This is a genomic window from Mycolicibacterium chitae (genome assembly GCF_900637205.1).
Classification (GTDB): Bacteria; Actinomycetota; Actinomycetes; order Mycobacteriales; family Mycobacteriaceae; genus Mycobacterium; species Mycobacterium chitae.
Genome location: NZ_LR134355.1, coordinates 2,346,748 through 2,370,929, shown reverse-complemented (window position 1 = coordinate 2,370,929; position 24,182 = coordinate 2,346,748). Strand labels below are relative to the sequence as shown.

Sequence of the window (24,182 nt, the reverse complement as noted above, 5' to 3'; positions counted from 1 at the left end):
GTCAGGCGGCGGGAATGAACGCGGCGGTGTTGACCACGCCGACGTCCTCGCGGATCTGATCGGAGGTCGACTGCCACGACACGGCGGCCGGGAACCCACCCCAGGTGCTGTTGAAGATCCCGATGATCACCGCGCGCGGGCCGTCGACCACGTAGACCGGACCGCCCGAGTCGCCCTGCTGGCTCACGACGCCGTCGGCCATGGTGAACCAGCCGTTGTTGACGGCCTTGACCGTGCCGCAACTCTCGCCGGTGACGACGCCGAAGTGGCAGACCGGCTGGCCGACCTGCGGCAACCGGCCGGGTTCGGCGGCCAGTTGGCGGCCCCCGGGCATCACGTCGTTGACCGCGACCTCGGGACTGAGCACGATCGCGCCGTAGTCGGCGATCAGGTCGTCGGTGCGCACGGTCGCGCCGTTGGGGGTGTTGTCGCGGAAGGCGGCCAGGTTGCCGATCACATTGCCCTGCACATCGGAGACGGCGCCGTTGCCCCGGCAGTGACCCGCGGTGAATGCGACCCGACGGCCCGGGTCGACGAATCCGAGGGTGCAGACGTTCTTGCCTTGGCGGATCTCCATGCCGGGATGGACGAGCACCCCCGGGTTCGCGCCGGCCGGGATGGCCGGCAGCGCCAGCAGCAGCGCGCCGAGTGCCGACGCCAATAAGACCGACCAGACGGCCATCAAGCCAGACCACCGAGTATTGGGGCGCATGCCAGCTCCGATCGGTCGGGGCCGGAGATGCAATCCGGCCGGTGTCAATTGACTTACCCAGTTATCGGCACATCGTGATGTCATCGTTACTGACGCGCCACCAGCTAGGTACCCAAACGGCCGAATCGGTATGCCTCCCGCAAGCAACAGCGGCCCGATCCGTCCAGGACCGGGCCGCCGCGGCGAGTGGACTGATCAGTCCGGAATGGTCAGCACCTGACCGGGATGAATCAGATCCGGGTTGGCGACGCCGCTGGCGTCAGCAATCCGCTGATATTTGCTGCCGTCGCCGTAGAAGCGCTCGGCGATGGCCCACAGGGTGTCCCCGGAGGCCACCGTGTAGGTCCGCGGAGCCGCCGGCGCCGGCGGAGGCGGCGGCGGGGTGGGCGTCTCGGCCGCGGCCGGGGTTACCTCGGGCTGCGCAGCGGGTGCGGCGGCCGGTTCCGGGGCCTTCTCCGGCGGCGGGGCGTCGGTGGTGTCGGTCTTGGAGGACCACACCGCGTCATCACCCGAGTACAGCACCAGGTTGCGGTCGTCCTGCAACACCAGCTTGACGTTCTTCTTGCCCTTGGTGTCGGAGTGCCAGATCGGCTTGTCCGCCGTGTAGAGCACGAAGTTGCCGTCCTTCTGGACCTCGGCGCGAACCACGTCCTGGCCGTTGGTCGCAGTGGCCCAGACCGCTTCGCCCCGCGCGGCGAGCACCAAGTTGCCGTCGTCCTGCAGGGTCAGCGTGTAAGCGCCGTTCTTGGAAGTCAGCGACTCCCCCTTCGAAAGCTTCTGCCCTTCGGCGAGACTGTCTCCCACGTGCATCCTCTTCTCTTGGAGTGATTCGGTGATCTGCCGGGGAGCATCGGTGGTCATGGTGCACCGCACCGATCCGGCCATCGGTGAGCTTACTGATCGGTCATTTGCTAGGAAAGCTTTCCACTCGCCGGGATCGCCTGCCTCAGGAATCGAAGCCCAGCCCCAGCCGGTCCAGGGCGCGCAGGAGCACGTTGCGCCGGCCCGCGCGGTGATCGGCCCGGTCCAGCGACCATCGGGTGGCCTGGATGCCGATACTGGCCAACGGTTCGGGCGGGAACGGCAGCGGCGTGGTGCGGACCATCTCCAGACGGCTGCGCTCTGTTTGCCGGCCGTTCACCAAATCGAGGCAGACGTCGGCGCCGAAACGCGCCGCGGCGACCCCGAGCCCGGTGAATCCGTTGACGTAGGCGACGCGGCCGCCGTGCGCCGATCCCCAGTGCGCGCAGAACCGGGTGTTGGTGTCGATGGCGCCGGCCCAGCGATGCGCGAACCTGACATCCGACAGCTGCGGGAAGGTCAGGAAGAAATGCGCCGCCAGCCGCCGGTAGCTCGCGGGCCGGTGTTCGTAGGCCGGGTCCACCCGGCGGCCGAAGTGGTAGACCGCGTCGTAGCCGCCCCACACGATCCGGTTGTCCGCGGACAGCCGGTAGTAGTGGAACTGATTGCCGCTGTCGCCCACCCCCTGCCGGCCCGTCCACCCGATCCGGTCCAACTGCTGGGCGCTCAGGGGTTCGGTGGCCAGCACGTAGTCGTACACCGGCACGGTGTGCAGCCGATTACGGCGCAGCAGGCTGGGAAACACGTTGGTCGCCAACACCACTCGCTCGGCGATGAGGTCGTGCCCGGCGGCCTCGACATGGATGCCGGACCCGACCGACCGCAGCGAGGTGGCCGCGGCGTGCTCGTAGATGCTCACCCCGGCGTCGGCGCAGGCGCGGGCCAGTCCGACCGCCAGCTTGGCCGGGTTGACCAGTGCACAGGTGTCGGGTTCGAACAGCCCGGCCAGATAGGTCGGCGACGACAGCTTGGCGCACACCTGCTCGCGGTCCAGGAACTGCCCCTCACTTGCATCGGCGGCCGCGCGCAGCCATTCGACCTGATGCGGTTCGACGGCGACCGACAGCATGCCGGTGCGTTCCCACTCGGCATCGATGCCCAGGCGCTCGATCTCGTCCTGCATGCCGTTGAGGTTCTCGAGGCCCAGGGCCTGGAGTTCGGCGAGCTCGTCGGGCCAGCGTGAGCGTCCGTTCTCGGTGCCGTGGGTCAGGCTGGCGTCGACGAATCCCCCGTTGCGCCCCGAGGCGGCCCAGCCGATCCGGTCGGCCTCGATCAGCACGATGTCGGCCGACGGATCCTGCTGCGCGGCATGCAGTGCGGTCCACAGACCGGTGTAGCCGCCACCGACCACCAGCAGGTCGCACCGCAGCGGGCCGGCCGGCGCGGGGAACTCCGGGCGCGCCGGGCCGAGTTCGTCGAGCCACATCGAACCGAAGGCCGAATCGGCCAGCGACCGATCGATCAGCCGGGGATCGACGTGACGGTCAAAGACGGTCTGCACAGTCTCGCTAGCGTACGGGCAGCGCCGGGCCCCGGCAGGGATTCGGCCAAGCTGGGAGGGCGGTCACGACGCGAGGTCGGCGGGCTCCGCGACGCGGGGTTGCGGCGCCCAGCCGGGCGGGCCGAAGACGTAGCCGAGGCGGTCGCGCAGCCGGGGCGCGGCCCGCACGTCCCGGGCGATGGCCGCGTACTCGTGGGTCTGCAGCTTCCAGATGTTGAAGGTGTCCACCGGCTTGGTCAGGCCGTAGTTCGGGCGGAACAGTTCGGGCTGGAAGGTGCCGAACAGCCGGTCCCACAGGATCAGGATGCCGCCGTAGTTCTTGTCCAGGTATTCCGGATCCCGACCGTGGTGCACCCGGTGGTGCGACGGCGTGTTGAAGACGAATTCGAAAGGACGCCAGAGCTTGTCGATGCGTTCGGTGTGCACCCAGAACTGGTAGATCAGGCTCAGCGAGAACGCGAAGAAGACCATCCAGGGCGGGACACCGAGCAACGGCAGCGGCAGCCAGACCAGGATCTCGCCGCTGTTGTTCCACTTCTGCCGCAGCGCGGTGGCGAAGTTGAAGTACTCGCTGGAGTGGTGCGCCTGATGGGTCGCCCAGACCAGCCGGACCCGGTGGGCCATCCGGTGATAGAGGTAGAAGCCGAGGTCGACGCCCACGATCGCGATCACCCAGGTGTACCACTGCGTGGCCGACAACTGCCAGGGCGCGACGTAGGCGTAGAGGGCCGCGTAGCCGAGCAGCGCCAGGAACTTCCAGGCCGCCATCGTGGCCACCGACACCAGGCCCATCGACACGCTCGCGACCGCGTCGCGGCGGTGGTAGCCGCCCGACGGCGGCCGCGTGCCGGCCGGGACCTGCTCGAGTTTGCGCGCCGCGACCCATTCCAGGATCAGCAGCAGCACGAAGAACGGGATCGCGAACAGCACCGGGTCGCGCATCTGCGGCGGCAACACCGTGAGCGCGTCGGACACCCAGTGGAAAAGGCCCTGCACGACGGCGATTCTAGCCGCCCCGCGGCGGCTTGTTCAACATAGTGTCAGTAGCGCCCGCGGCGGAGCGATCAGCGGAAACTCAACACCTCGTCGCCCCACGCGGCCCGGATCTCGCGATCCAGGTCCTCGACCACCGAATCCTCGCGGTCGATGAGCAGCGTCGCGCGGTCCTCGGGGGTGAACCGGCGCCACGGCTCCCCCGCCGGCCCCACCGGTTCCTGACCGCGCGCGAAGTTCACCCAGCGACCCTGGATGCGATCCGACAGCGTCCGGCCGGCCTTGAGACCGCCCAGCTTGAACGTGACGTCGCGCGAGCCCATCACCAGATTGCCCCACACGTAGGGCAATTCGGTGGCGTGCGCCGCGCCGAGACGCAGCACGCGCAGCATCGTCGTCGCCCAGTCGAAGCGGTAGAGGTACACCGGCGCGACGGCGCTGTGCCCCTCGGCCAACCACAGGGTCGGCATCCGGAAACCGACGTCGCGGGCCACGTGCAACCCCCGCGCCCGGGGCCGCACCCCCGGGTAGGCCGCCTCGATCTCCTCGTCGGTGGGGATGGCGAGTTCGGGCTGCTCGGTGGCGATCTCGTCGAACATCGTCCGGATGGTCTTCGGCGCGATGGGCATCAGCGGCGACTTCATCCAGCGGAACAGCGCCGCCTCGTCGCGGTTGGTGCCGATGATCAGCGGCACCGGGTGCGAACGGCCCTCCCGGGCGAGTTTGATCGGATAGTCCGGGATCAGGTCGCCGTCGACGATCGGCGCGAAGGCCAACGTGCCCGGCGTGCTGCTCGGCACGTGATCGAAGACCTCGTAGGAAGCCTCGACCAGGGCCTCCACCGGTACCGAGCGCGCCTCGTCGACGCTCACGCCCAGTCGGCGCAGCAGCATCTCGGCCACCCGTCGGCCCCGTTCCCCGTCGTAAGCCGAAGTGGCGGGCGAACTCTGGGCAATCGCGCGATGGAACAGCCCGGCGGCCGCGGGCGCGGTCAACAGGGTGGTGACGATCCCCGCGCCGGCCGATTCCCCGAACAGGGTCACCTGCTGCGGGTCGCCGCCGAAGCGGGCGATGTTGTCCTGGACCCACTGCAGGGCCAGCACGGCGTCGCGGATGCCGACATTGGTGTCGAACTGCTCGGCGCCGCCGAGGCCGCCGAGTTCCAGGAAGCCGAACGCCCCGAGCCGATAGTTGATCGAGACGACGACGACGTCGCGGGCCGCCAGCGACCGGCCGTCGTAAAGCGGTTGACTCGACGCGCCGAGCAGGTAGGCCCCGCCGTGCAGCCAGACCATGACCGGTTTTGCGGCCCCGCCGGCCGGCGCATCGGAGGACATTTGGGAGGGCGCCCACACGTTGACGAACAGGCAGTCCTCCGAGGACCGGGTGCCGGTCCCGAGCGGGACGGGGCTGTCCGGCTGGGGGCAGACCGCCCCGTAAAGGGTGGCGTCGGCGATCTCGGTCCACGGTTGCGGCGGCCGCGGGGCGCGCCACCGCAACTCGTCGACCGGCGGTGCCGCGTAACGGATGCCCTTCCAGGCGGCGACGGTGCCGTCGTCGGTGCCCCGGACCGGGCCGTACACGGTCTCGATGATCGGATAGCTACGCACGCGCACTTTCGCCGCGGTCATCTGGTCACTCCTTTGCGGTCGACGCCCGACCGCCCATGTTACTCGCCGGTACGATACGGACTCGCTGGTCGCGGCGGGTCTATCCTGTCCCCCGTGCGCAAATGGGCGCTGCTGAGCGCAGCGATCGCGACCGAGGTGACCGGAACGCTGGCCTTGCGGGCATTCCAGGATCACGCCGGTTTCCTGGCCCTCGTGATCCCCGCCTACCTGGGTTCGTTCCTGCTGCTGGCCCTGGTGCTGCGCACCGGCATGCCGGTGGGCGTGGCCTATGGCATCTGGGGCGCGTGCGGCACCGCGCTGACCGCGGCGCTGGCCACGGTGATCTTCGCCGATCCGTTCACCGCACCCATCGTGATCGGGATCGGGTTGATCATCGCCGGGGTGCTGCTCATCGAGTTCGGTAGCCACCGCGCCCAGACCCAGCGCGCGGCGGTATCGGCCTGATGGGGTGGTCCTGATGTGGTGGGCACTGGCGGGCGCGATCGCCATCGAGGTGCTCGCCACCCTCGCGCTGCGCGCCTCCGACGGGCTGCGCAAGCGGTGGTGGGCGATCCCGGTGGTGCTCGGCTACGTCGCCTCGTTCGCGCTGCTGTCGGTGTCGTTGTCGATGGGCATGCCGGTGGGCGTGGCCTACGGCGTGTGGTCGGCCAGCGGGGTGGCCCTGGTCGCGCTGCTGGCCCGGGTGCTGTTCGCCGAGGTGCTCACGCCGATGATGGTCGCGGGCATCGGTCTGATCATCGCCGGCGTGCTGACCATCGAGCTATTCGGCGCGCTCGGCTGAGGTCGTCGACCGCAGGGTCGCGGCCAGCAGCGCGATCCCGATCCCGGCGGCCACCACCAGCAGCAGGCTGACGCGCAGGCTGAGCGCGTCGGCCAGCACCCCGACCACCGCCGGCGACAGCAGGAAGCCGAACCGCATCATCCAGCTCACGATGGTCAACCCGGTGCCCGGACGCAGGCCCTCGACGTTGTCGGCGCCGTGGAAGGCCGCCGGGATCGCGGTGGCCACCCCCAGGCCCGCGAGCGCGAAGCCCAGGATGGTCATCGGCACGCTCGGCCACGCCAGCGCGGCGCCCATGCCGGCGGCGATCAGCAGGCCGCCGGTGCGCACCACCGTGCGTTCGGAGAAGCGGTCGACCAGCCGGTCCCCGAGCGTCCGCCCGACGAACTGCAGGCCGACCATGGCGATGAAGCCGGTGGCCGCCACCGCGGCGGGCGCCCCGAAGTCCTCCCGCAGATACACCGCCGCCCAGGAGCTTCCCGCGTCCTCGACGAACGCGCCGGCCAGCGCCAGGGCCGCCAGGGCGGCCACCGGAACCCAGACCGCCGGCGATCGGAGAGAGCCGCGCACCCGCTCCGACGTCGCCGCCGCGGTGGGCTCGGGCCCGGCGGGCAGGTGGCGGTAACACAGCAGGCACAGCGCCGCGACCACCGCCGCGGTGGCGCTCAGTTGCACCACCCGGTCGATGCGCAGCGCCATCGCCGCCGCGGCGATGCCGCCGCCGGTGACCGCGCCCACCGACCAGGTGGCGTGCAGGGAGTTGATGATCGAGCGGGAGTAGTCGCGCTGCACGATCAGCCCCGAGGCGTTCTGCGCCACGTCGGTGACGGCGTCGACCGCACCGGCGACGAACAGCGTCGCGGCGAACAATGCCGCCGAGGGCGCCGCCCCGGCCGCCACGGTCAGCGCCGCCAGCAGCAGGCTGCTGACGACGGCGGCCGGGGCCGCGCCGAAGCGGCGGATGATGCGCGCCGCCGCCCACCCGGCCAACAGCGCCCCGGTCGAGAACGCCGCCACCGACAGCCCCAGCAGCGTGTTGGTCAACTGCAGGTCGGCCTTGATCTCCGGGTAACGGGGCACCAGGTTGGCGAAGACCGCCCCGTTGGTCAGGAACAGCACCGCGACGGCGAACCTGGCCCGGCGGAGACGATCGGCACTCACCTGTCGATGGTGCACCATGATCCCCGGGGCCGCGTTGCGCCGCCGTCCCGCCGCGACATCGGCCGCCACTGCACGCAAGATGGACCCATGACCCCCACCGACGCCGTCCTGGCCGAACTCGCCGAACGCCACGGGGTGGCCACCGGGTACGACGACTGGACGGGCCGGCGCGTGGAGGTCCCCGAGTCGACGCTGGTGGCGGTACTCGACGCCCTCGGTGTTGCGGCGGGCACGCCGGCCGAACGGGAGCGGGCGCTGGCCGCGGTCGATCGCGCGCACTGGTCGAGGCCGCTGCCGGCCACGGTGCTCGGGGTCGCCGGCCGGCCGGGTTCGTTCTGGGTGCACGTCAGCCACGGCGCTCCCGCCGAGGTCTGGCTGCGGCTCGAGGACGGCACGGTGCGCTCCGATCTGCGGCAGCTCGAAAACCACACCGCACCTTACGATCTCGATGGACGCCTGATCGGCGAGGCCACCTTCGCCCTGCCCGCGGACCTGCCGCTCGGTTACCACCGCATCTGGCTGCGCAGCGGCGAATTCGAGACCAGCGCCGCACTGATCGTCACCCCCGGCTGGCTCGGACTGCCGGCCCGGATGGGCCACACCCGGACCTGGGGACTGGCCACACAGCTCTACAGCGTGCGCTCGCAGCGGTCCTGGGGCGTCGGCGACTTGACCGACCTGACCGATCTGGCGGTGTGGTCGGCGTCCCGGCACGGGGCCGGCTACCTCGTGGTGAACCCGCTGCACGCCGCCGCCCCGACCCGGCCCATGGAACCCTCGCCGTACCTGCCCACCTCGCGGCGCTTCGTCAACCCGCTGTACCTGCGGGTCGAGGCCATCCCCGAATACGCCGAACTGCCCAAGCGCGGCCGCGTGCGTCGGCTGCGCGAGGAACTGTCCCGACGCACCGAGCGCGACGTCATCGACCGCGATGCGGTGTGGGCCGCCAAACGCAAGGCGCTGCGGCTGGTGCACCGAGTGCAGCGCTCGGCCGGCCGCGAACTGGCATACGCGGCCTTCCGGGCCCGGCGCGGTCCGGCGCTCGACGACTTCGCGACGTGGTGCGCGCTGGCCGAACGCTACGGCGACGACTGGCATCAATGGCCCGACCGACTGCAGGATCCACGCTCGGAGGCCGTCGCTGAGTTCGCCGAAAAACACGGCGCCACCGTCGATTTCCACCGCTGGCTGCAGTGGCAGCTCGATGAGCAGCTGGCCGCGGCGCAGACCTCGGCCCTGCAGGCCGGCATGGTGCTCGGCGTCATGCACGACCTGGCGGTCGGGGTGCACCCCAACGGCGCCGACGCCTGGGCCCTGCAGGACGTGCTGGCGCTGGGGGTCACCGCGGGCGCCCCGCCCGACGAGTTCAACCAGCTGGGCCAGGATTGGTCCCAGCCCCCGTGGCGGCCCGATCAGCTCGAGGAACAGGAGTACGGGCCGTTCCGCGAGTTGATCGCGCACGTGCTGCGCCACGCCGGCGGGGTGCGGGTCGACCACATCATCGGGTTGTTCCGGCTGTGGTGGATCCCCCGGGGCGCCGCACCGACGGAGGGCACGTACGTGCGCTACGACCACGAGGCGATGATCGGCATCCTCGCCCTGGAGGCGCAGCGCGCCGACGCGGTGGTCGTCGGCGAGGACCTGGGCACCGTGGAGCCCTGGGCGCGGGACTTCCTGCGCTCCCGCGGCCTGCTGGGCACCTCGATCCTGTGGTTCGAACTCGACCGCGACGGCGACGGCCGGCCGTTGCCGGCCGAGCGCTGGCGCGAATACTGCATGTCCTCGGTGACCACCCACGACCTGCCGCCGACGGCGGGCTACCTGGCCGGCGAACACGTCCGGATCCGCCTTGAGCTGGGCTTGTTGACCCGCTCGGCCGAGCAGGAGACCGCCGAGGACCGGCGCCAACAGCAGGCCTGGCTGGCCGAGTTGCGCAGGGTGGGCCTGCTCAGCACCGACCAGGCGGAGCCCGAGGCGGTGATCACCGCGCTGTACCGCTACCTGGGCCGGACCCCGTCGCGGCTGCTGGCGCTGGCGCTGCCCGACGCGCTCGGTGATCCGCGCACCCAGAACCAGCCCGGGACCACCGACGAGTACCCCAATTGGCGTGTGCCCCTTGGCGACTCGACCGGCAGCCCGATCCTGCTCGAAGAGGTGTTCACCGACCCGCGGGCCGCGGCGCTGTGCCAGACCCTGCGCCACGCAACGCGCAAATAGCTTAGCCTCGATCCACTGATGAATTGGCTGGTCAGTGAGTGTCGGAACGAGGAAAGTGCCCCTTGAGCTGGGATGATTGGTGTTCTCTAGGCATCAATCAGACCGGTTCAGAAAGGCACTTCCAGTGCAAGTGTCCCATAGGTTCGCCGTGTCCTCGGCAGTGTTCGACGATGCCCATCTCGTGTCGTGCGCTGGGCTTGTGCCGGTGATGACCTTGGCGGAGCAGTGCGGACTGACGGCGCTGCTGGAACGCAAGGTTCGGTTCACCTGCGAGCGGATCAAATCTGGTGCGGCCAATCCGTCACCCAAGCTGAGCACGCTGATCGCCGGGATGTGCGCCGGTGCAGACAGCATCGATGACCTCGACATCGTGCGCTGCGGCGGGATGAAAACGCTCTTCGACAGTGTGTATGCGCCATCCACGATCGGAACTTTGCTGCGGGAGTTCACCTTCGGTCACGCTCGCCAACTCGATGGTGTGCTGGGAGAACACCTGGGCGCACTCTGCGAGCGAGTGCCACTGCTGCCCGGTGCTCACGAACGGGCATACATCGACATCGACTCGCTGCTGCGCCCGGTCTATGGTCACGCCAAACAGGGCGCTTCCTACGGACACACCAAGATCGCCGGGAAACAGATCTTGCGCAAAGGTCTCTCACCGTTGGTGACCACCCTGAGCACCGACCACGGCGCTCCGGTGATCACCGGAGCCCGACTGCGGGCCGGAAAGACCAACTCTGGCAAGGGCGCAGCGAGCATGATCGCTGCGGCCGTGGCGACCGCCCGCGGGGCCGGAGTCAGTGGCCAGATCCTGGTCCGCGGCGACTCCGCCTACGGCACCAGCACCGTGGCCGCGGCCGCCCGCCGCGCCGGAGCCCGGTTCTCGCTGGTGCTGAACAAAACAACAACCGTGGCTGCGGCGATCGAGTCGATCCCCGAGAACGCCTGGACCCCCGTGTCCTACCCGGGTGCGGTCCGCGACCCCGACACCGGTGTCTGGATCTCCGATGCCGAAGTCGCCGAAATCGGCTACACCGCCTTCAGTTCCACCGAAACCCCGATCACCGCCCGCCTGATCGTGCGCCGCGTCAAAGACGCCCGCTACCCCGACGCGTTGTTCCCGGTGTGGCGGTATCACCCGTTCTTCACCGACTCCGGCGAACCCATCGATGCCGCTGATATCACTCACCGCCGCCACGCGATCATCGAGACCGTGTTCTCAGATCTGATCGACGGACCCCTGGCCCACATGCCCTCAGGACACTTCGCCGCGAACTCAGCATGGATCCTGTGCGCGGCTATCGCCCACAACCTGCTGCGCGCCGCCGGCGTACTCGCCGGAGGAACCCACGCGGTGGCCCGCGGGGCCACCTTGCGCCGCACAATCGTCAACGTCGCGGCCCGGCTGGCCCGGCCCCAACGCCGACCGATCTTGCACCTACCAACACATTGGCCGTGGACAGACCAGTGGCTGGCACTGTGGCGCAACACCATCGGCTACAGCCCACCAGCAGCCACCCCCGCCTGACCACCGCCGAGAGGCCCGACCAGAAAACCACAGGAAAAGCTGGACAGACCAGCGACTACCTCGTGCTCACACCCCTGCAGACCGAAAAACAGCCACAACAGACACATCAACCACTTCAGTCCACGGATCGAGGCTTAGGCTGCCGTCATGCCGTTATCCGGCGGTGCCGAGTTCGCGGGCTATACGATCATCCGCCCCCTGGGCGCCGGGGGGATGGGTGAGGTTTATCTCGCCCACCATCCGCGACTGGCCCGCCACGATGCACTGAAGGTGCTGACCGCCGCGGCCGCCGACGACCGCGAGTACCGGGAGCGGTTCGACCGGGAGGCCGACGTGGTCGCGAGCCTGTGGCATCCCCACATCGTCGGGGTGCACGACCGCGGCGACCACGACGGCAGGTTGTGGATCTCGATGGACTACGTCGAGGGCACCGACGCCGCCGCGATGATCGCCGGGCATCCGCAGGGGCTGCCGCCGGCCGAGGTGGCCGGGATCATCTCCGCGGTCGCCGACGCCCTCGACTACGCGCACGACCGTCATCTGCTGCACCGCGACGTGAAGCCGGCCAACATCCTGATCGCCCACCCGGGCACACCCGATCAGCGGATCCTGTTGGCGGACTTCGGGATCGCCCGCCGCGATGACGACACCAGCAGCCTGACCGCCACCAACATGACCGTCGGCACCGTCTCCTATGCGGCCCCCGAACAGTTGATGGGCGCCAAGCTGGACGGCCGCGCCGACCAGTACGCGCTGGCCGCCACCGCGTTCCATCTGCTCACCGGCGGTCCGCCGTTCCAGCACTCCAACCCCGCGGTGGTCATCAGCCAGCACCTGACCGCCTCGCCGCCGAAGTTGGCAGCCCGCCGGCCCGACCTCGCCCACCTCGACCCCGCGCTGTCCAAGGCGCTGTCGAAGGATCCGGCGCAGCGGTTCGACCGGTGCGTGGATTTCGCGCGCGCCCTCGGCCACCAGCTGGGCACCGAACCGACCGCCCCCGCCCTCGCGGTCAGCGCCCCGCACTCGCATCGGCAGGCGTCCGGTTCGCGGCCGTCGTGGCTGCGCCCGACCGTGCTGGTCCCCCTGGTGCTGGCGGTGTTGCTACTGGTGGCCGTGGCGTTCGCCGCCGGGGAGTTCATCGGTGTGCGGGAGGCCGGGCCCACCCACCCGACCACCAGCGAAACCCCCGGCTGACGCGGCGACGAACATCCGATGAACGGCACGGCGAGCGAACGCCGCGTGAAACACTTCGCCGCCCGGCGGCGATGAGTCCATAAGTTTCACAGGTGTCCCAACTGCGATATCTTCACTCCGCAGAACCGTTTGGAGGTCGTGCGTGAAGAAGCTTGCCCTGTTCGCCGTCGGTGTCAGTGCCGCCGTCTCGATGGCGGTGGTGGGTGCCACCCAGGCCAACGCGGCCCCGCCCGACGTCACCGGCGAGCCCTACGGCAAGGCCGTGGCCGTGCTGAAGAACCAGGGTTACCGGGCCATCTTCGGCGGCTCGATCGGCAACGACCTGCCCCAGTCGCAGTGCGTGGTGATCGCCCAGGAGTCCTCCGGCAAGGGCGCGCAGCGGCTGCGGCTGGACTGCAACCTGGCCCCCGGCCAGGAGCGGCCCGACGCGCCCAACACCCACCGCCTGGTGCCGCCCGGCGGTTCGATGCCCGGCGGCGTCGCCGGCAGCAACCCGTCGATGCCCGCCGACCAGGGCCAGCAGGGCGGGGCCCAGCGTCCCACGCCCGGCGCGGGCACCGTGACCGTCACGCCGCGGCCGGTCGGCTGACTCAGCCGCCGACCATGCCGTGCAGCTCGGCCAGCGTCCACGGCGCCGTGTCGTGGTGATCGCGATAGCCGAGCAGCGTGGGGGTGGGCCGGTCGAAACGGCCCACGAAGCCGCCCGCGCCGATCAGGATCTGCCCGCTCACCGCTGAGGCGAGGTCGCTGACCAGATAGGCGTACAGCGGCGCGACATACTCCGGCGGCGCCACATCGCGGGCGCCGTGCGTCGAGGCGTCGTCGAGCAGGCCCCGCCGATTGAGGTCGGTGATCTGCTGTTCGTAGTCGGGTCCGGTCGACAGCCGGGTCTTGGCGCCCGGGCACACCACGTTGGCCCGCACCCCGTGCTCGGCAAGTTCGGCCGCGATCGCCATGGTCAGGCCGTTGACCGCGCCCTTGCCGGCCGGGTAGCCGGTGCCGCCGTAGTCGCCGAGGAAGGCGAACGAGCTGGTGTTGACAATCGCCCCGGCGCCGCGGGCGACCATTCGCGGCGCGATGGCCCGGCAGGTGTGGAAGACGGTGCCCAGGTGGGCGTCGATGAGCTCCTGGAACTGCGCGCCGGTGACGCTCAGGATCGACGAGGCCACGGGTTCGGCGATGCCGGCGCAGTTGACCAGGATGTCGGGTTCGCCGTGGGCGACCGCGGCGGCGTCCACCAGCGCCGCGGCGGTGCCCTCGTCCGAGGGGGAGCCGGCGAAACCGGCGGCGGTGTGCCCGGGCTCGCGGATGGCGGCCACGCTCTGCTGCACCGCGGTCTCGTCGCGGCCGTTGACCGTCACCGCCGCGCCGAGGGCGGCCAGCAACTCGCTGACCGCCCGTCCGATGCCCCGGGTGCCGCCGACGACGACGGCCGAGCGTCCGTCCAGCCGCGGTTCGCTCATTCCGGGATCCAGTCGAAGGTGTCGGGATCGGGGCCCAGCCGGCCCGGGACGCCCTTGTCCAGCCCGCTGATGTCGGCCATGGTCTGCCCGTCGAGGGCGAAGTCGAACAGGCCGGTGTTCTCCTTCATCCGTTGCGGCGAGACCGATTTCGGGAAGACGATGTCGCCGCGCTGGATGTGCCAGCGCAGCACCACCTGGGCCGGCGTCTTGCCCAGGCGCTCGGCGATGGCGGTGATCGTCGGGTCGCCGAGCACCCGCCCCTTGGCGATCGGCGCCCAAGCCTCCGTGGCGATCTCGTGTTCCAGGCCGTAGGCGCGCACCTCGTCGTTGGGGTAGTACGGGTGGACCTCGATCTGGTTCACCGCGGGCACGGTCTGCGAACCCTTGGCCAACACCTCGAGGTGCGCTGGCAGGAAGTTCGAGACGCCGATGCTGCGCGCGCGGCCACTGGCGGCGAACTCCTCGAGCACCTTCCAGGTGGACAGGAAGTCCCCGCCGTAGCGGGTGGGCAGCGGCCAGTGGATCAGGAACAGGTCGACGTACTCGCTGCCCAGGGCGGCCAGGGTGGCATCGAAAGATCTTCGGGCGGTGTCGGGTTCGTGGTTCGAGTTGTTCAGCTTGCTGGTCACGTAGACCTCGCTGCGGTCCAGCCCGGCGTCGCGGATCCCCTGCCCCACCCCCGCCTCGTTGCCGTACATCTGGGCGGTGTCGATGTGGCGGTAGCCGATCTCGAGGGCCTGGCGCACCGCGGTCGCGGTCTGCGCCGGCGGGATCTCGTACACGCCGAAGCCAAGCTGCGGGATCTGCGACCCGTCGTTGAGGGTGACGGTCGGGACGGTGCTCATCGTGCCTCCAGGGCTCAGGGGTCCACCCGCAACCCTATGCGGGAATACCGCGGGTGTTCACCTGGTTACACCCAGCGACGGTGCCGGATCCCCCGGGCCCCATCAGAAACCGTCGCCACGAGCGACCACTCGCCGAGAGGCGTGACCGACACCGTCCGGCGGCCGCCGAGCCTCGCGCTCGGCGGCTTTTTCGTTGGGCATTTCGACACCCGGACGTGGGTGACATAGTCGACAATCTCTGTAAAGCTGTCTCAGTAACCACGTTTCCGAGTGCTTGTGAGGGTGTCGACGATGACGAGTGTGCAGAACGAGACCGGCGTGTTGGCGGGCGAGCCGCGCATGCTGATCGACGGAGAGCTGACCGAGACGGCCGGCGGCGCCACGTTCGATGTGATCCACCCGGCCAGCGAGCAGGTCGCCGGGACCGCGACCGACGGCACGGTCGAGGACATGGCGCGCGCGGTCGGTGCGGCACGGCGCGCGTTCGACGAGACCGACTGGTCCCGGGACAAGGACTTCCGCTTCAACTGCCTGATGCAGTTGCACGCGGCGCTGGAAAAGAACCAGGAGCGGCTGCGGCGCATCCTGATCACCGAGGTCGGCTGTCCGGTCACGGTCAGCGGCAGCCAGATCGAAAGCCCCATCGCCGAGGTCAAGCACTGGGCCGAGCACGGTCGGGACTTCGACTACCTCGTCGACAACGGCGTGCACGAAACTCCCCTGGGCCCGGCCCGGCGCAAGCTGCACTATGAGCCCGTCGGCGTGGTGGGGGCGATCACTCCGTGGAACGTGCCTTTCTACCTCAACATCGCCGAGACCATCCCGGCGCTGATGGCCGGCAACACCGTCGTCCTCAAGCCCGCGCAACTCACCCCGTGGTCGGGCAGCGAACTCGGCCGCATCGTCGCCGAGGAGACCGACATCCCCGCCGGGGTCTTCAACGTCGTGACCTCGAACGCCAACGAGGTCGGCGCCGCCCTTTCCGCCGACCCGCGGGTCGACATGATCACCTTCACCGGCTCGACGGCCACCGGCCGGGCCATCCTGGCCGCCGGTGCCCCGACGGTGAAGAAGACGCTGCTGGAACTCGGCGGCAAGTCGGCCCACATCGTGCTCGACGACGCCGACTTCAATTCCTCGCTGCCGCTGGCGGCGATGATGGCCTGCGTCATGTCCGGGCAGAGCTGCATCCTGCCCAGCCGCATCCTGCTGCCGCGCTCGCGCTACGAGGAGGGCATCGAGATCCTCAAGACCAGCATGGCCAACTTCCCGGTCGGTGATCCCTGGACGCCGGGCAACATGCAGGGCCCGCAGATCAGCGAGACCCAGCGGCAGAAGGTGCTCGGGCTGATCAAATCCGGCATCGATGCCGGGGCGCGGCTGGTCACCGGCGGCGGGATTCCCGAGGCGCTGCCCGTCGGCTACTACACCGAGGCCACGCTGCTGGTCGACGTCGACCCGGATTCTCAGATCGCCCAGGAGGAGATCTTCGGCCCGGTCCTGACCGTCACGCCGTATGACACCGACGACGACGCGGTCGCGATCGCCAACAACACCATCTACGGGCTCTCCGGCGAGGTCTCCAGCGCCGATGTCGACCGCGCGTTCTCGGTGGCCACCCGGATGCGCACCGGCAACGTCACGATCAACGGCAAGAGCCACTTCGGCATCGACTCCCCCTTCGGCGGCACCAAGCAGTCCGGTCTGGGCTACCGCAACGGCACCCACGGCTACCAGGAGTACCTCGCGATCAAGACCATCGGCATGCCCGAATGAGCCAGACCGCCGAGATCGCCGAGATCACCGCGCTGCTCAACCGCTACGCCCGCGCGGTCGACAGCAAGGACTGGGAGTTGTACCGCTCGGTGTTCACCGCCGATGCGCACATCGACTACAGCTCGGCCGGTGCCGTCGTCGGGAACCGCGAGGAGGTGGTGGAGTGGTTCGCGGCCAATTTCGGGGTGCTGCCGTGGAGCATGCACTACATCACCAACGTCGAGATACTCGACTCCGACGGCGACACCGCCCGGGTGCGGGCCATGTTCTACAACCCCATGCAACTGCCCGGGATGGCCGAAACCAGCGCGTGCGGTGGCTACTACCACCACGAACTGGTGCGCACCCCGGACGGCTGGCGCAGCCGCAACCTGCGCGAAGAGAACATCTGGTTCACCAACCGCCCGGGCGGCTGAGCCAGTCCTGTACTGACCGAAACCCAGCTAGTACGCTGCTGAGCGAGTGCTTAGCAGCGCAGCCCGCTGCGTGACGAAATGGGGACGATTGCCGATGGCTGACACCGCTCTCGAGACCGACTCCCGGCCGGCCAGCCGGTATGCCGGCCGGCGAGTACCACGCGTGGAGGACAACCGACTGCTGACGGGGCACGGCACCTTCGTCGACGACGTCACGCGGCCGGGCATGCTGCACGCCTGTTTCGTCCGCAGCCCGTTCGCCCGCGCCAAGGTCAACAAGATCGACGCCACCGCCGCGCTGGCGCACCCGGGAGTCATCGCGGTGCTCACCGCCGAGGACATCAACCCCGACGTGCTCGAGGCCTGGCATGCGGTGGCGGGCAAGGACGTTCCCGACACCCCGCGCCCGCCGCTGGCCGAGGCCGAGGTGAAGTTCGTCGGCGACCCGGTGGCCATCGTGATCGCCGAGGACCGTTACGTCGCCGAGGACGCGCTGGAACTCGTCGACGTCGACTACGAGCCCATGCCGCCCGTCGCCGACTTCACGAAGGCCGTCCAGGCGGCCACCGAGCACGGTCACATCGTGCACGAGCAGTATCCGGACAACCAGGCCGGCGGGATGGCCGGCATGCCGCCGGACGAGGAACTGTTCGCCGGCGCGGCCCATGTCGCCCAGGCGCACATCTATCAGCAGAGCTACGTGCCGGTGCCGATGGAGACCCGCGGGTTGGTGGTCGAGTGGCAGGCCGCCCCGGGCGAACTGACGGTCTGGGCGTCCACCCAGGCCCCGCACGAGTTGCGCGCGTTCGCGGCCCGCCTGCTGGGTCTGCCGGCGCAGAACGTGCGGGTGATCATGCGCGACACCGGCGGAGGCTTCGGCCAGAAGGTCGTGCCGATGCGCGAGGACATGTGCATCCTGCTGGCCGCGCGCAAGGTGCCGGGCCCGCTGAAGTGGATCGAGGATCGTCGGGAGAACCTGATGACGGCCGGCCAGGCCCGGCACGTCGACGGCAAGGTGCGGTTGGCCTTCGACGACGACGGCGCGATCCTGGCCGGCGACATCGATTTCGTGCAGGACATCGGCGCCTACCCGACGCCATACCCGGTGCTGACCACCGCGGCCATCGGCATGTTCTTCCCCGGCCCGTACCGGGTTCCCAAGTGCAGCTTCAACTATCAGACGGTGTTCTCGAACACCGCCGGGCTGGCGGCCTACCGCGGTCCGTGGCAGTACGAGACGTTGTCGCGGGAAATCCTGCTCGACATCGCCGCCCGCCAGATGGACATGGACCCGGTGGAACTGCGGCGCCGCAACATCCTGCGCGGCGACGAGATGCCGTACTTCAACCCCAACGGCATGCCCTACGACCACGTCGCCCCGGCCGACACGTTCGAACAAGCCGTGAAGATCCTCGACCACGAGGGCTTCCGCAAGGAGCAGCGCGAGGCCCTCGAGCAGGGCCGCTACATCGGTCTCGGCTTCTCCGCCTACATCGAGCCCACCGGCGCGGCCACCGGCCACCTCGGCACCGAGGGCGCGACCATCCGGATGGAGTCCACCGGCAAGATCAACGTCTACGTCAACGGCGGCTCGACCGGCAACAGCCTCGAGACCACCGTCGTGCAGTTGACCGCCGACGCCCTGGGCGCCGACATCGAGGATGTGTCGACCATCCAGGGCGACACCGCGGTGACCCCCTACGGGGCGGGCACCCAGGGCAGCCGCAGCGGCCCCATGACCGCCGGCGCCGTCGAGGAGGCCGGCACCATCCTGCGCAAGCAGGTGACCGCGATCGCCGCATCGATCCTGGGCGTCGAGGCCGGCGAGATCGAATTGGCGAACTCGAAAGCCGTCGTGGCCGGCGACGACAGCAAGAGCGTGAGCTTCGCCGACATCGCCTACCGCGCCTACTACGACCCGGCCCAGCTGCCCCCGGGCACCTCCGCGCTGCTGGAGGCCACGGCGCGGTTCGCCTCCCCGCCGACGGCAATGATCCACTGGGCCAACGCGACTCACGCCTGCACCTGCGAGGTCGACGTCGTCACCGGCCACGTGACGCTGACCCGCTACATCGTCAGCGAGGATGTCGGGCCGATGATCAACCCGAACGTCGTCGAGGGGCAGGTCGCGGGCGGCACGGTGCAGGGCATCGGTGGCGCGCTGCTCGAGCATCAGGCCTACGACGCCGACGGCAACCCGCTGTCGTCGACGTTCGTCGACTACCTGCTGCCGACGGCCACCGAGGTGCCCAGCATCGAGTTCGGCCACGTCGAGATCCCCGGCCCGGGGGTCGGCGGCTACAAGGGCTGCGGCGAGGGTGGGGCCATCGGTTCCCCGCCGGCGGTCATCAACGCCATCAACGACGCGTTGGCCCCGCTGGGCGTCACCATCACGAAGATGCCCGCCACCCCGGCCACGATCGTCGCGGCGATCGAAGAGGCCGCCCAGAACACCGGAAGCGAAGGACAGTAAAAGTGGAGTTGGTCAACGAGTTTCGCGTTCCCGTGCCCATCGACCAGGCCTGGGAAGTGCTGACCGATGTCGAGCGTATCGCGCCGTGCATCCCCGGCGCCCAGTTGCTGTCGGTCGACGGCGACGCGTTCACCGGCGCGGTGAAGGTGAAGGTCGGCCCCATCACCGTGCAGTACCAGGGCAACGCGGCGTTCAAGGAGAAGGACGAGCAGGCCCACCGCGCGGTGATCAAGGCCAGCGGCAAGGAGACCCGCGGCCAGGGCAACGCCGCCGCGCTGGTCACCGCCGAACTCAAGGACGAGGGCGACTCCTGCACCTGCGTGCTGACCACCGATCTGACCATCTCGGGCAAGGCCGCGCAGTTCGGCCGCGGGGTGCTCGCCGATGTGGCCGGCAAGCTCATCGACCAGTTCGCCGCGCGCCTCGAGGCCGACCTCGCCGGCACCTCCCCCGCGCCGGCCGCATCGCTTTCGTCGGCACCCGCCGGTGCGACGGCCGCTGCGGCCCAACCGAATACCCATGACGACGACGCCGCCTCGCTGGATCTGCTCTCGGTGATCGCGGCGCCGATGGCCAAGCGTGCGCTGCCGGTTGCCGCCGGCCTGGTGGCGGGCCTGGCGCTCGGGCTGTTGTTCGGCGGTCGGCGCTCGCGCCAGCCCTTGGTCGTGGTGCTGCCGCCGGGGGCCGGACTCGGCTGACCCGCGGGACCGAAATTGCCTGAGGGCGGAGATTCGCGAGAATCTCCGCCCTCATCGCCTTGTGGTCACCGCCTTGTGGTCACCGCCTTGTGGTCACCGCCTTGTGGCGCCGCGGCTTGGGGCCGCCCCGCGGCGTCAGACGCGCTGCGCGTCGCCCGCCTCGACCACCTGATGGACCGCATTCACGATGCCCTGATAGCCCGTGCAGCGGCAGAAGTTGCCGGACAGGCCCTCGCGGATCTCCTCGTCGGAGGGGTTCGGATTCTCCCGGAGCATCGCGGTGATCGACATGACGAAGCCCGGCGTGCAGAACCCGCACTGCAACCCGTGGCATTCGCGCATCGCGGCCTGCACGGGCGACAGTTCACCGTCGGCGGCGGCCACTCCCTCGACCGTGGACACCTCCTTGCCGTCGGCCTGCACGGCGAAGACCAGGCAGCCGCGCACCGCGACCCCGTCGAGCAGCACGGTGCACGCACCGCAGGAGCCATGCTCGCAGCCCAGGTGCGTACCGGTCAGGCCGCAGCGCTCACGAACGAAGTCCGCCAACGTCATTCGCGGCTCGACCACGGACTCCACCTCGCGGCCGTTGACGGTCATCTCGACGATGTGCTCATGCATATGCGTTCTCCCTGCTGGCCTCGGTGACGGCATCGGTGATGGCCCGCGACACCATCGCGGCGCCCACGCGGGTGCGGTAGGACACCGACCCCTGCTGATCGGCGGGGATGTCGTCGAGTCCGCGCATCGCCAGCCGGCCCAGTTCTTCGGCGGCCGCGGGCGTCTGCAGATCGGACAGTGCGCGGCCGACCGCGGCCTGTTCGGCCTCGCGGGCGCGCCGCGGCGTGGAGCCCAGGCCCAGCAGCCCGATGTTGCAGCGCCGCACCCGGTCGTCGTCGTCGATCTCGGTGGCGACGGTGGCGCCGGCGATCGCGAAATCGCCGTGGCGGCGCGCGAATTCATGGACCGCGAAGCCGCTGCGACCGCCCCACACCGGGAAACCGACGGCGGTGAGCACCTCGCCGGGCGCCAGCGTGGTCTCCCACAGCCCGGTGAAGAACTCGGTGGCGGGAATCTCGCGGCGCCCCGACGAGGACGTCGCCTCGATCACGGCGTCCAGCGTCAGCGCGGTCGTCGGATACTCGCCGGCCGGGTCGGCGTGGGCCACCGCCCCGCCGAGCGTGCCCCGGTTGCGGATCTGGAAATGACCGATCAGCGGGGTCACCCGGTTGAGCAGCGGGACGTCGGCGCGCACCACCTCGTCGACGCCGACGGCGGCGTGGGTGGTTCCGGCACCCACCCACACGGTGTCGCCGCGGCGTTCGACGCCTTGGAGTTCGGCGAGGCGGGAGATGTCCACCAGGTTCTCGAAGAACGTCAGGCGTAACGCCAGCATCGGCGTCAGGCTTTGCCCGCCGGCGAGGATCTTGGCGTCCTCACCCAGCTCGTCGAGCAGGGCGAGCACGTCTTCCAGATCGTGCGGGCGGTGGTAGGCGAATGGGGCTGGTTTCATGAATGCCCTCCTGAAACCCGGGGGCGTACAGGGCTGCTGTGCACTCGCTCAGTTTAGAGCACGGCCTGGTGATCGCCATCACTGGTCGACCGATCAACAAAATGTAGCAGCGCAACAGTTATCCTGCGCTATGCTCGCCTGGAATCCCGAAGACGTAGCGATGATGTAGCAGGAGGGCGTGGCGACGATGGACTCCGCGGAGATCGGAGCAGCCAATCCCGACCCCGCGAGCCCGCCGAGGCTGACCGTGCGCTGCGGCGGGCTGACCCGGTCCGCCGATCCTGCCGACGGCGAGATCACCATCGGTCGCGACCCCGACTCGAGCCTCCATTTCAACTTCGGCTGGATGTCGCGCACCCACGTCCGGCTGCGCCCGGAGGGCGGCGGCTGGGTCGCCGTCGACAGCAGCCGCAACGGCATGTTCGTCGACGGGGTCCGCCACGAATCGATCCCCGTCGCCGACCGGATGACGCTCAAGCTCGGCGACGCCGACGGCTTCGCGGTCCAGTTGTACCTCGGCGATGACACCGGGTCGGAGGAAACCACCACCGAGGAGCCCGTCGACCCCGGCATCGCCCGGGCCGGCGCGGCGGTCGCGGCGCGCCGACGCGAACTCGAACTCACCCAGCGCGGCCTGGCGCGCGACAAGATCATCAACGCCGGGGCGCTGATCTCCTTCGAGAAGGGCCGCAGCTGGCCGCACGAGAGCACCCGCGCCAAGCTCGAACAGGTGCTGCAGTGGCCGCCGGGCGCCATCTCCGGGATCCGGCAGGGCGCCCCCTCCCCCGATGAGGAAGCCACGCAGGTGATCTCGACCTCGGTGGCCTCACCGCTGATCGCCCAGACCATCCAACTGGCGCTCAAGAGCGTCGACACCGCGATCGCCGCACTGCCGGACCCGAGCGCACCCGAGTACCACTCCGCGGCCGGCGCCATCCTGTCGGATCTGCGTAACCTGCGCGCGGTCGCCGGCGAGGCGGCGCGCAACGCGCCCGGCGCGCCCGCGCTGGTCATCGCGCTCGGCGGGGTGCGCCGCCGCTACGACGACCTGATGCTCAGGGTGGCGGCCACGCCGAAAGCCTCGGTGGGACAACGCCTGTTCGCCGCTCGGCACCGAACCAGCCTCACCGCCGAGGACGCGGCGCTGGCGGCCGGGCTGTCGGTGAACCTCATCGAGGCCGCCGAGGCCGACCAGCCGTTGCCGGCGCTGGCCGAATCGGCGATCGCCGCACTGCTCACCGAACTGGAGGCCTCATGACCGCGCCGGGTGGCGAAGCCGAACTGGTGCCGGTGCTACCGGCCCACCGCCTCGACGAGACCGCGCTGGCCCGGTATCTGCGCGAGCACCTCCCGGGCTTCGACGGCGAGGTACAGATCCGCCAATTCCAGGGCGGCCAGAGCAATCCGACGTATCACCTGGCCACCGCCGAGGGACAGTACGTGCTGCGCAAGAAGCCACCGGGCAAGCTGCTGCCCCGCGCCCACGCCGTCGAACGCGAATACCGGGTGATCTCCGCACTGGCCGACAGCGATGTGCCGGTGCCCCCGGCCCGACTACTGTGCACCGACGAAAGCGTCCTCGGCACCGCGTTTTTCGTGATGGACCACGTGCCCGGCCGGGTCTTCCCGGACCGCGTGCTGCGCGACGGCACCCCCGAGGAGCGCGCCGCGGCCTACGCGGATCTGGCCCGGGTGCTCGCCGCGCTGCACCGGGTCGATTGGCGCGCGGCCGGATTGACGGACTTCGGCCGGCCCGACGGGTACCTGGAACGGCAGGTGGCGCTGTGGACCCAGCAGTGGGAGGCGGCCCGCTGCGAGGAGATGCCGCAGATGGACCTGCTGGCCGACTGGCTGCCGCGCCATCTCCCACCCGACACCGAACCCGCGTGCATCGCCCACGGCGACTACCGCCTGGGCAACGTGCTGCTCGGCCCCGCCGAACCCCGCATCGTCGCGGTCCTGGACTGGGAACTGGCCACCATCGGTCACCCGCTCGCCGATCTGGCCTACACCTGCCTGACCTATCACTTCGACGCCGGGCCCACGGGTCTGGAGGGCGTCGCCGGTGAGGACCTGAGCGGCACCGGGATTCCGAGCCAGGACGAGTTCGTCGCGGCCTACTGCGAGCATGCCGACCGACCGATCCCCGAGTCGCTGGACGTGTTCCTGGTGTTCTCCATGTTCCGGCTGGCCTCGATCGTCGCCGGGGTGTGGCGGCGCGGACTCGACGGCAACGCCGCCGATGCCCGCGCCGGTACCGACGTGTTCCGTAATCGCTACCGCGCCATGGCCGAACGCGCGTGGGAGCTCGCCCAACGGGTGTGAACACCGCGGTGGGCGCGGAACGCACCCGGAGGTCAACTCCGGTGCGATCGCGGCCACGATGATTTAATGCCTAACGGAACTTCCGATCGTCACG

21 protein-coding genes and 1 pseudogene are annotated in these 24,182 nt (G+C 69.9%); 12 read left to right on the top strand and 10 right to left on the bottom strand.

The window, feature by feature from the left end; all coding sequences use genetic code 11:
* Position 1: 1 nt before the first annotated feature.
* From EL338_RS11145 to EL338_RS11125, 5 genes are all read right to left on the bottom strand, one after another.
* Complete coding sequence (locus EL338_RS11145) at positions 2–682, bottom strand: Rv1815 family serine proteinase (RefSeq protein WP_126333807.1); 681 nt, start codon at positions 680–682, stop codon at positions 2–4.
* Positions 683–907: 225 nt separating this feature from the next.
* Positions 908–1,516 (bottom strand): LysM peptidoglycan-binding domain-containing protein, encoded by a 609-nt coding sequence (locus EL338_RS11140; RefSeq protein ID WP_126333806.1) that lies wholly within the window; start codon positions 1,514–1,516, stop codon positions 908–910.
* 142 nt (positions 1,517–1,658) lie between these two features.
* The gene (locus tag EL338_RS11135) at positions 1,659–3,074 is read right to left on the bottom strand and encodes an NAD(P)/FAD-dependent oxidoreductase (protein ID WP_126333805.1); all 1,416 of its coding nucleotides are present in this window, start codon (positions 3,072–3,074) and stop codon (positions 1,659–1,661) included.
* Positions 3,075–3,137: 63 nt separating this feature from the next.
* The gene (locus EL338_RS11130; RefSeq protein WP_126336806.1) at positions 3,138–4,016 is read right to left on the bottom strand and encodes a sterol desaturase family protein; all 879 of its coding nucleotides are present in this window, start codon (positions 4,014–4,016) and stop codon (positions 3,138–3,140) included.
* Between the two features lie 122 nt (positions 4,017–4,138).
* Complete coding sequence (locus EL338_RS11125; RefSeq protein WP_126333804.1) at positions 4,139–5,698, bottom strand: carboxylesterase/lipase family protein; 1,560 nt, start codon at positions 5,696–5,698, stop codon at positions 4,139–4,141.
* A 93-nt stretch (positions 5,699–5,791) separates the two neighbouring features.
* Between EL338_RS11125 and EL338_RS11120 the strand changes: the two genes are divergently transcribed.
* Positions 5,792–6,142: a DMT family transporter gene (locus EL338_RS11120; RefSeq protein WP_126333803.1), complete on the top strand. Its 351-nt coding sequence runs from the start codon at positions 5,792–5,794 to the stop codon at positions 6,140–6,142.
* Between the two features lie 13 nt (positions 6,143–6,155).
* A complete protein-coding gene (locus EL338_RS11115) occupies positions 6,156–6,479 on the top strand; it encodes a DMT family transporter (RefSeq protein WP_126333802.1) in 324 nt (107 codons plus the stop codon).
* Here EL338_RS11115 and EL338_RS11110 read toward each other — a convergent pair.
* Complete coding sequence (locus EL338_RS11110) at positions 6,459–7,640, bottom strand: MFS transporter (RefSeq protein WP_235666443.1); 1,182 nt, start codon at positions 7,638–7,640, stop codon at positions 6,459–6,461. The two genes, EL338_RS11115 and EL338_RS11110, sit on opposite strands and share 21 nt — an antisense overlap.
* 87 nt (positions 7,641–7,727) lie before the next feature.
* On the opposite strand from EL338_RS11110, the gene malQ reads away from it, so the two are divergent.
* The 4 genes and pseudogenes from malQ to EL338_RS11090 all read left to right on the top strand — a co-directional run bounded on the left by malQ (position 7,728) and on the right by EL338_RS11090 (position 13,168).
* Entirely contained in the window at positions 7,728–9,857 is a 2,130-nt protein-coding gene (malQ, locus tag EL338_RS11105; RefSeq protein ID WP_126333801.1) for a 4-alpha-glucanotransferase, read from the top strand.
* Positions 9,858–9,981: 124 nt separating this feature from the next.
* Positions 9,982–11,385, top strand: a complete 1,404-nt coding sequence (locus tag EL338_RS11100) for an IS1380 family transposase (protein WP_126333800.1) — start codon at positions 9,982–9,984, stop codon at positions 11,383–11,385.
* Between the two features lie 147 nt (positions 11,386–11,532).
* A pseudogene (locus tag EL338_RS11095) lies at positions 11,533–12,570 on the top strand (serine/threonine-protein kinase); the annotation flags it as partial.
* Positions 12,571–12,721: 151 nt separating this feature from the next.
* Positions 12,722–13,168, top strand: coding sequence for a hypothetical protein (locus EL338_RS11090; protein ID WP_126333798.1), 447 nt, complete (start codon positions 12,722–12,724; stop codon positions 13,166–13,168).
* 1 nt (position 13,169) lies between these two features.
* Here EL338_RS11090 and EL338_RS11085 read toward each other — a convergent pair whose 3' ends face one another.
* A complete protein-coding gene (locus tag EL338_RS11085) occupies positions 13,170–14,042 on the bottom strand; it encodes an SDR family NAD(P)-dependent oxidoreductase (protein WP_126333797.1) in 873 nt (290 codons plus the stop codon).
* Positions 14,039–14,887 (bottom strand): aldo/keto reductase, encoded by an 849-nt coding sequence (locus EL338_RS11080; RefSeq protein WP_126333796.1) that lies wholly within the window; start codon positions 14,885–14,887, stop codon positions 14,039–14,041. Before EL338_RS11080 ends, EL338_RS11085 begins: the two co-directional genes overlap by 4 nt.
* A gap of 291 nt (positions 14,888–15,178) precedes the next feature.
* Between EL338_RS11080 and EL338_RS11075 the strand changes: the two genes are divergently transcribed.
* From EL338_RS11075 to EL338_RS11060, 4 genes are all read left to right on the top strand, one after another.
* Entirely contained in the window at positions 15,179–16,663 is a 1,485-nt protein-coding gene (locus EL338_RS11075) for an aldehyde dehydrogenase family protein (RefSeq protein WP_126333795.1), read from the top strand.
* Positions 16,660–17,079 (top strand): nuclear transport factor 2 family protein, encoded by a 420-nt coding sequence (locus EL338_RS11070; RefSeq protein ID WP_126333794.1) that lies wholly within the window; start codon positions 16,660–16,662, stop codon positions 17,077–17,079. Before EL338_RS11075 ends, EL338_RS11070 begins: the two co-directional genes overlap by 4 nt.
* 94 nt (positions 17,080–17,173) lie before the next feature.
* Positions 17,174–19,552, top strand: coding sequence for a xanthine dehydrogenase family protein molybdopterin-binding subunit (locus EL338_RS11065; protein WP_126333793.1), 2,379 nt, complete (start codon positions 17,174–17,176; stop codon positions 19,550–19,552).
* Positions 19,553–19,554: 2 nt separating this feature from the next.
* Positions 19,555–20,250, top strand: a complete 696-nt coding sequence (locus EL338_RS11060; protein WP_126333792.1) for an SRPBCC family protein — start codon at positions 19,555–19,557, stop codon at positions 20,248–20,250.
* A 135-nt stretch (positions 20,251–20,385) separates the two neighbouring features.
* Here EL338_RS11060 and EL338_RS11055 read toward each other — a convergent pair whose 3' ends face one another.
* Positions 20,386–20,871 (bottom strand): (2Fe-2S)-binding protein, encoded by a 486-nt coding sequence (locus tag EL338_RS11055; RefSeq protein ID WP_126333791.1) that lies wholly within the window; start codon positions 20,869–20,871, stop codon positions 20,386–20,388.
* Positions 20,864–21,763 (bottom strand): FAD binding domain-containing protein, encoded by a 900-nt coding sequence (locus EL338_RS11050; RefSeq protein WP_126333790.1) that lies wholly within the window; start codon positions 21,761–21,763, stop codon positions 20,864–20,866. The genes EL338_RS11055 and EL338_RS11050 overlap by 8 nt, the downstream gene beginning before the upstream one ends.
* A 187-nt stretch (positions 21,764–21,950) precedes the next feature.
* On the opposite strand from EL338_RS11050, the gene EL338_RS11045 reads away from it, so the two are divergent.
* On the top strand, positions 21,951–23,021 hold the full coding sequence (locus tag EL338_RS11045) for an FHA domain-containing protein (RefSeq protein WP_235666506.1): 1,071 nt from the start codon (positions 21,951–21,953) through the stop codon (positions 23,019–23,021).
* Positions 23,018–24,088 (top strand): phosphotransferase, encoded by a 1,071-nt coding sequence (locus EL338_RS11040; RefSeq protein ID WP_126333788.1) that lies wholly within the window; start codon positions 23,018–23,020, stop codon positions 24,086–24,088. The genes EL338_RS11045 and EL338_RS11040 overlap by 4 nt, the downstream gene beginning before the upstream one ends.
* Positions 24,089–24,182 lie beyond the last annotated feature (94 nt).

Coding starts and splice junctions, on each gene's coding strand:
- EL338_RS11145 (WP_126333807.1), bottom strand. CDS start 682: ATGGCCGTCTGGTCGGTCTTATTGGCGTCGGCACTCGGCGCGCTGCTG.
- EL338_RS11130 (WP_126336806.1), bottom strand. CDS start 4,016: ATGCGCGACCCGGTGCTGTTCGCGATCCCGTTCTTCGTGCTGCTGCTG.
- EL338_RS11125 (WP_126333804.1), bottom strand. CDS start 5,698: ATGACCGCGGCGAAAGTGCGCGTGCGTAGCTATCCGATCATCGAGACC.
- EL338_RS11115 (WP_126333802.1), top strand. CDS start 6,156: ATGTGGTGGGCACTGGCGGGCGCGATCGCCATCGAGGTGCTCGCCACC.
- malQ (WP_126333801.1), top strand. CDS start 7,728: ATGACCCCCACCGACGCCGTCCTGGCCGAACTCGCCGAACGCCACGGG.
- EL338_RS11085 (WP_126333797.1), bottom strand. CDS start 14,042: ATGAGCGAACCGCGGCTGGACGGACGCTCGGCCGTCGTCGTCGGCGGC.
- EL338_RS11080 (WP_126333796.1), bottom strand. CDS start 14,887: ATGAGCACCGTCCCGACCGTCACCCTCAACGACGGGTCGCAGATCCCG.
- EL338_RS11075 (WP_126333795.1), top strand. CDS start 15,179: ATGACGAGTGTGCAGAACGAGACCGGCGTGTTGGCGGGCGAGCCGCGC.
- EL338_RS11070 (WP_126333794.1), top strand. CDS start 16,660: ATGAGCCAGACCGCCGAGATCGCCGAGATCACCGCGCTGCTCAACCGC.
- EL338_RS11065 (WP_126333793.1), top strand. CDS start 17,174: ATGGCTGACACCGCTCTCGAGACCGACTCCCGGCCGGCCAGCCGGTAT.
- EL338_RS11055 (WP_126333791.1), bottom strand. CDS start 20,871: ATGCATGAGCACATCGTCGAGATGACCGTCAACGGCCGCGAGGTGGAG.
- EL338_RS11050 (WP_126333790.1), bottom strand. CDS start 21,763: ATGAAACCAGCCCCATTCGCCTACCACCGCCCGCACGATCTGGAAGAC.
- EL338_RS11045 (WP_235666506.1), top strand. CDS start 21,951: ATGGACTCCGCGGAGATCGGAGCAGCCAATCCCGACCCCGCGAGCCCG.
- EL338_RS11040 (WP_126333788.1), top strand. CDS start 23,018: ATGACCGCGCCGGGTGGCGAAGCCGAACTGGTGCCGGTGCTACCGGCC.